Source organism: Kribbella albertanoniae, from assembly GCF_004348455.1.
In the GTDB taxonomy this organism is placed as follows: Bacteria; Actinomycetota; Actinomycetes; order Propionibacteriales; family Kribbellaceae; genus Kribbella; species Kribbella albertanoniae.
In genome coordinates this window covers 1-5,510 of record NZ_SMKA01000410.1, presented here as the reverse complement: position 1 = coordinate 5,510, position 5,510 = coordinate 1, and the positions used below count along the sequence as shown (strand labels likewise).

Sequence of the window (5,510 nt, the reverse complement as noted above, 5' to 3'; positions counted from 1 at the left end):
GAGACGGAGATGGCCAGGGGAGTGGGGGCGTCCGGTACGGCGACGGCTACGCAGCGGACTCCGAGTTCCTGCTCGCCTTCGTCGGTGGCGTAGCCGGATTCGGCGGCCTGGTGGAGTTGGGTGGCGAACGCGTCGGGGGTGCTGATCGTGTTCTCGGTGTGCTGCGGCATGCCGGTCCGGGCGAGGAGCTCGCGGACCGCGATTTCGGGGTACTGCGCGAGGATCGCCTTGCCGACGGCGGTGCAGTGCGGGAGGACACGTCGGCCGACCTCGGTGAACATCCGCATCGAGTGCCGGGACGGGACCTGGGCCAGGTAGACGATCTGGTCGCCGTCGAGCATCGCCATGTTGGCCGATTCACCGAGCTCGTCGACCAGGCGGGCGAGGTGCGGCCGGGCGAACACGCTGAGCATGTGCGACGAGCTCTCGCCGAGGCGGATCAGCTTCGGGCCGAGGATGTACTGCCGCGAGGGCTCTTGACGCACGTAACCGAGGTCGACCAGGGTGCGAACCAGGCGGTGGATCGTCGGCAGCGGCAGGCCGGAGGCCGTGGCCAGCTGGGACAGCCCCATCATCCCGCCGGCGTCGGCCATTGTCTCGAGCAGGCCGAACGCACGCTCGATCGACTGCACACTGCCGGTGCGGGCCTTGCCGCTGGTCTCCGCCATGGAACCCCACCTTTCCGGATGGCGGAAGTGTAGCGAAATGAACAGCTTGTGTCTTCCGCAAAGTAGATATTAGTCTCCGCAATACGGAAACCGGAGGAGGCGAGCCCATGGGGCTGGAAGAGCTTGGTGCCGAGCTGGACCGGCGGCTGGGGGCGGCCGATGCGGCCCTCGCGGCCGACTACCCGGGGGATCGCGGGGTGCGGCAGCCTGTCCACACCGTCTACGTCCCGGCCGACCGGTACGACGATCGCACAGTCGCCGACTGGGGTGCGCAGGCTCGCGCGGCGCTCGCCGGCCACGACCTGACCGCCGTACTGGATTTGCCCGTCGAGGTTTACGACCGGGTGCTGGCGAAGCTCGAGCGGGAGCCGATCGAGGACCTGCGGATCGACTTCGAGGACGGGTACGGCGATCGCCCGGATCCGGAGGAGGATGCGGCGGCCGTGGCGGCGGCGCGGGTTGCCCGACAGACGCCGTACTACGGGTTGCGGGTGAAGTCGTTGGAGGCGCCGACCCGGCGTCGGTCGATCCGGACGCTGGATCTGTTCGTCCGGGAAGGCGGTGTGGGCGACGGGTTCGTGGTCACGTTGCCGAAGGTGACGTCGGTCGAGCAGGTCGAGGCTTTCGTGTATGTGTTGGAGACGTTGGAGAACACGTATCGCGTGCCGGAGTTGAAGTTCGAGATCCAGGTGGAGACGCCGCAAGCGATTCTCGGTGCTGACGGGACCGCGTTGATCGCTCGGATGCTCAAGGCCGGCGGGCCTCGGGTGACTGGCCTGCACTACGGGACCTACGACTACAGCGCTTCGTTGGGCGTGGCTGCGGCGTACCAGAGCATGGAGCATCCGGTCGCCGATCACGCCAAGGATGTGATGCAGCTGGCCGCGGCCGGGACTGGGGTGTTCGTGTCGGACGGCTCGACCAATGTGCTCCCGGTCGGCGAGGCGACCCAGGCGGCCTGGCAGCTGCACTTCCGGCTGGTACGGCGTTCGCTTGCCCGCGGCATCTATCAGGGCTGGGACATGCACCCTGCCCAACTCCCGACCCGCTTCGCGGCGACGTACCTCTTCTATCGCGAGGGCTTCGCGCAGGCCGCGACCAGATTGCGCGCCTACCTCGGCGGCGGTGACTCGGGGTATCTCGATGAGCCCGCGACCGCGGTCGCGCTCGCCGGATTCGTTCTGCGCGGCCTCGACTGCGGCGCGATCGACGAGACCGAGATCGATCAGTTGATCGGAGTTGAGATCGCCGCACTCGCCAAACTGGCCCGCCGACCTTAGCCTCGGCGGTATGCGATTGGTTGCCGAGTTCACCACTGAGCCGTTCGATGTCGAGGGTTCGCCACCCGCGCACGTGACCGACGCGCTGCGCGCTGCGCAGGACGCTGGGCTGGACTGCGAGTTCGGCCCTTTGGGGACGCTGGTCCGGGGTGAGCAGGTCGACGTACTGGCCGCGCTCCCGCAGGTGCTCGAGGCGGCGTTCGGTGGCGGGGCGAGTCAGGTGACGCTGCAGGTACGGCGCGATGCCTGAGCATCCGCTGGTCACGGCGATCACCCCGCTGATCGAGCGGTTGAACGCGGAACTCGTCACCCCAGATGAGGCTCAGGGGGACGACATTCCCTTGCTGTGGAAGGGGAACCCGGTCGTGGCTGTCCGGCTCACGCCCAAGCCGGCCGACGGCGTACAGGGGTTGCTGGCCGAGGTGGCCGAGGAGCTGGGTGGGCCGCTGCGCGAGTTGTCGCGGACGGACAAGCAGAAGGCTGTGCTGTTGCTGGAGGCACGCGGTGCGTTCGAGTACCGGAAATCGGCCGAGATCGTGGCCGAGGCGCTCGGTGTCACCCGCTTCACCGTCTACAACTATCTGAATCGCGCCCGCTAAATTCAACAAACTGTTGACGGTGGGCCCTGCTGGATGTCAGGCTCTGGTCATGGATCTGGTGGAGTTCAACGCCGCGCCCGTCGATCGGCTGCGGCCGGAGCTGGCGAGCTGCTGTGACGTCCCACGCTGGATCGAGGGCATCCTGGACAAACGCCCGTACGGCGATCGCGCCGCGCTGACCGCGGTCGCGGACCAGTTGGCGCGCGAGTTCGACGACAACGAGGTCGATCGTGCTCTCCAGGCGCACCCGCGGATCGGTGACCGGCCGCAGGGTGCAGGGACCGAGGCCGCTTGGTCCCGTAACGAGCAGGCCGGTGTCGGTGACGACCCGGCGATTCGTGCGGCGCTTGCCGAGGGCAACCGTGTTTACGAAGAGCGGTTCGGCCGGGTGTTTCTGATCTGCGCCACGGGTTTGTCGGCCGCGCAGATGCTGGCCGGCCTGCAGGATCGCCTGACGCACGACGATGTTTCGGAAGCGGCCGTTGTCCACGAGGAGCTGCGGAAGATCGCGTTGCTCCGGCTAGCGAAGTTGGTGACCGGATGAGCAGTTTGTCGACGCATGTTCTCGACACCGCGCTCGGGCGGCCGGCGACCGGCGTACCGGTTCGGCTTTATCGGGGCGACGTCGTACTGGCGACCGGTGCGACGGATGACGACGGCCGGATCGCCGAGTTGGCGCCTGCGCTGGAGCACGGGACGTATCGGCTCTGGTTCGACGTTGCGGCGTACAACGAACAGAGCTTCTTCCCGGAGGTCTCCGTGACCTTCACGGTCGCCGATGAGCGGCACTACCACGTCCCGTTGCTGCTCAGCCCGTTCGCGTTTTCCACCTACCGAGGGAGCTGACCACATGGCCATCCGCCTGGGAGACAACCAGTACGGCAAAGCCGAGAGCCGCGTGGTGCGCATCTACCGCGACACGCCTCGTCACCAGATCCGCGATCTGAACGTCTCCACCGCACTCCGCGGCAACTTCGAGGCCGCCCACATTTCCGGCGACCAGAGCGACGTACTGCCGACCGACACGCAGAAGAACACCGCCTTCGCCTTCGCCAAGGAGAAGGGCATCGGTGCGATCGAGGACTACGCGCTGACTCTCGGCGCCCACTTCCTGGACGCGTCACCGGCTGCATCGGGTGCTCGGATCTCGGTCGAGGAGTATGCGTGGGAACGGATTTCGGTCGACGGTGCTGAGCACGACCATGCGTTTGTGCGTGGTGGGAGCGGGGTCCGGAACACGATCGTCAACGTCTCCGGTCGTGGTGCGGATCGTCGCACTCATGTGGTCTCGGGGATCAGTGATCTGGTGGTGCTGAAGTCGACCGGGTCTGAGTTTCATGGGTTCTTGAAGGACAAGTACACGACGCTGCCGGAGACCGACGACCGGATTCTGGCGACCTCGCTGGTGGCGCGTTGGCGCTATGACCACACTGAAGTTGACTGGGACAAGTCGTACGACGGGATCAAGCAGTTGCTGCTCTCGCAGTTCGCGACGATCCACAGTCTTGCTTTGCAGCAAACGCTTTACGGTATGGGCGAAGCGGTGCTGGCCGAGCATCCGGAAGTTGCCGAGATCAAGTTCTCTGCGCCGAACAAGCACCACTTCCTGGTCGATCTCAGTCCGTTCGAGGTCGAGAACCCTGGTGAGGTTTTCATCGCCGCGGACCGCCCGTACGGGCTGATCGAGGCGACCGTGATCCGGGACGAAGCGAGCGACGCCGGGAGCGCGTGGCACGCCGTACCCGGCTTCTGCTGATGTTGGTGATCGAGGGCGCCTATGTGGCGACCCTCGATCCGGCCCGGCGCGAGTTCGTCGGGCATGTGGTTGTCGACGGCAATCAGATCGTTGCTGTCGGCCCTGGATCGGCGCCTGTTTATGAGGGTGCTCGGGTGATCGACGGGTCGGGTTGTCTCGTCACGCCGGGTTTCGTCAACACCCATCAACATCTGTATCAATGGGTGACTCGCGGTCTCGCTGTGGACGACACATTGTTCGGCTGGTTGCAGACGCTCTATCCGGTGTGGTTGCGGATCACCGAAGAGTCCGTGTACGTCGCTGCGCAGGCCGCGCTCGCGCAGTTGGCGCTGACCGGCTGTACCACTGCTGCTGATCACCACTACGTCTTCCCGCGCGGTGCTGGCGATCTCCTCGCGGCTGAGATCACCGCCGCGGCCTCCGTGGGACTGCGGTTCCATCCGACGCGTGGATCGATGGATCGCGGTCAGAAGGACGGCGGGCTGCCGCCGGACTCGGTCGTGGAGGACCGCGACGAGATCCTGGCTGCGACCTCGGCTGCGATCGACCGGTGGCACGATCCATCACCTGGGTCGATGCTGCGGATCGCGGTCGCCCCGTGCTCCCCGTTCAGCGTCAGCGGCGAACTGATGCGGGAGTCCGCCGTACTGGCTCGTCGCAAAGGCGTCCGGCTGCACACCCACCTCGCCGAGACGACCGACGAGACCGCGTGGTGTCAGGAAACGTACGGCTGCACGCCCCTGGAGTACGCCGCCGAGCTCGGCTGGACCGGGCCTGACGTCTGGTTCGCCCACGGCATCCACTTCGACGACGCCGAGATCAAGCACCTAGGCGCAACCCGCACAGGCATCGCCCATTGCCCAAGCTCCAACGCCCGCCTCGGCGCCGGCATCGCCCGTACGGCGGACCTCCGCGCTGCTGGCGCCCCAGTTGGCCTAGGCGTAGACGGTGCCGCCAGCAACGAAGCCGGCAGCCTGGTCGAGGAACTCCGCAACGCACTCCTGCTAGCCCGAGCCCGCAACGGCCCCCAGTCCCTCACCGTCCGAGACACTCTGGAGATGGCCACGCTGGGCGGAGCCCAACTCCTAGGCCGAGCCGACGAAATCGGCTCCCTGGAATCCGGCAAACTAGCCGACCTGGCCCTCTGGAACCTCACCACCCTCCAACACGCCGGCATCCCCGACCCCGTCGCCGCCCTGGCCCTAGC

At 66.7% G+C, this 5,510-nt stretch carries 8 protein-coding genes; 7 read left to right on the top strand and 1 reads right to left on the bottom strand.

Annotated features, from left to right (window positions below; all coding sequences use genetic code 11):
• Positions 1-668 (bottom strand): IclR family transcriptional regulator (locus E1261_RS42965; protein WP_132415819.1); only part of this gene is annotated, 668 nt, incomplete at its 3' end.
• A 107-nt stretch (positions 669-775) separates the two neighbouring features.
• Between E1261_RS42965 and E1261_RS42960 the strand changes: the two genes are divergently transcribed.
• The 7 genes from E1261_RS42960 to E1261_RS42930 form a co-directional block, all read left to right on the top strand.
• Positions 776-1,948 (top strand): DUF6986 family protein, encoded by a 1,173-nt coding sequence (locus tag E1261_RS42960; protein WP_132415817.1) that lies wholly within the window; start codon positions 776-778, stop codon positions 1,946-1,948.
• Positions 1,949-1,958: 10 nt separating this feature from the next.
• Entirely contained in the window at positions 1,959-2,198 is a 240-nt protein-coding gene (locus tag E1261_RS42955) for a thiamine-binding protein (RefSeq protein ID WP_132415815.1), read from the top strand.
• On the top strand, positions 2,191-2,547 hold the full coding sequence (locus E1261_RS42950; RefSeq protein WP_132415813.1) for a helix-turn-helix domain-containing protein: 357 nt from the start codon (positions 2,191-2,193) through the stop codon (positions 2,545-2,547). Before E1261_RS42955 ends, E1261_RS42950 begins: the two co-directional genes overlap by 8 nt.
• Positions 2,548-2,596: 49 nt before the next feature.
• Positions 2,597-3,091, top strand: coding sequence for a 2-oxo-4-hydroxy-4-carboxy-5-ureidoimidazoline decarboxylase (gene uraD, locus E1261_RS42945; RefSeq protein ID WP_132415811.1), 495 nt, complete (start codon positions 2,597-2,599; stop codon positions 3,089-3,091).
• Positions 3,088-3,393, top strand: a complete 306-nt coding sequence (uraH, locus tag E1261_RS42940) for a hydroxyisourate hydrolase (protein ID WP_132415809.1) — start codon at positions 3,088-3,090, stop codon at positions 3,391-3,393. Before uraD ends, uraH begins: the two co-directional genes overlap by 4 nt.
• A 4-nt stretch (positions 3,394-3,397) precedes the next feature.
• Positions 3,398-4,303: a factor-independent urate hydroxylase gene (gene pucL, locus E1261_RS42935; RefSeq protein WP_132415807.1), complete on the top strand. Its 906-nt coding sequence runs from the start codon at positions 3,398-3,400 to the stop codon at positions 4,301-4,303.
• Positions 4,303-5,510 (top strand): 8-oxoguanine deaminase (locus E1261_RS42930; protein ID WP_132415805.1); only part of this gene is annotated, 1,208 nt, incomplete at its 3' end. The genes pucL and E1261_RS42930, both read left to right, overlap by 1 nt.

Bases quoted from the DNA above. Each gene is read 5' to 3' on its own strand.
- E1261_RS42955 (WP_132415815.1), top strand. From the start codon at position 1,959: ATGCGATTGGTTGCCGAGTTCACCACTGAGCCGTTCGATGTCGAGGGT.
- uraH (WP_132415809.1), top strand. From the start codon at position 3,088: ATGAGCAGTTTGTCGACGCATGTTCTCGACACCGCGCTCGGGCGGCCG.
- pucL (WP_132415807.1), top strand. From the start codon at position 3,398: ATGGCCATCCGCCTGGGAGACAACCAGTACGGCAAAGCCGAGAGCCGC.
- uraD (WP_132415811.1), top strand. From the start codon at position 2,597: ATGGATCTGGTGGAGTTCAACGCCGCGCCCGTCGATCGGCTGCGGCCG.
- E1261_RS42950 (WP_132415813.1), top strand. From the start codon at position 2,191: ATGCCTGAGCATCCGCTGGTCACGGCGATCACCCCGCTGATCGAGCGG.
- E1261_RS42960 (WP_132415817.1), top strand. From the start codon at position 776: ATGGGGCTGGAAGAGCTTGGTGCCGAGCTGGACCGGCGGCTGGGGGCG.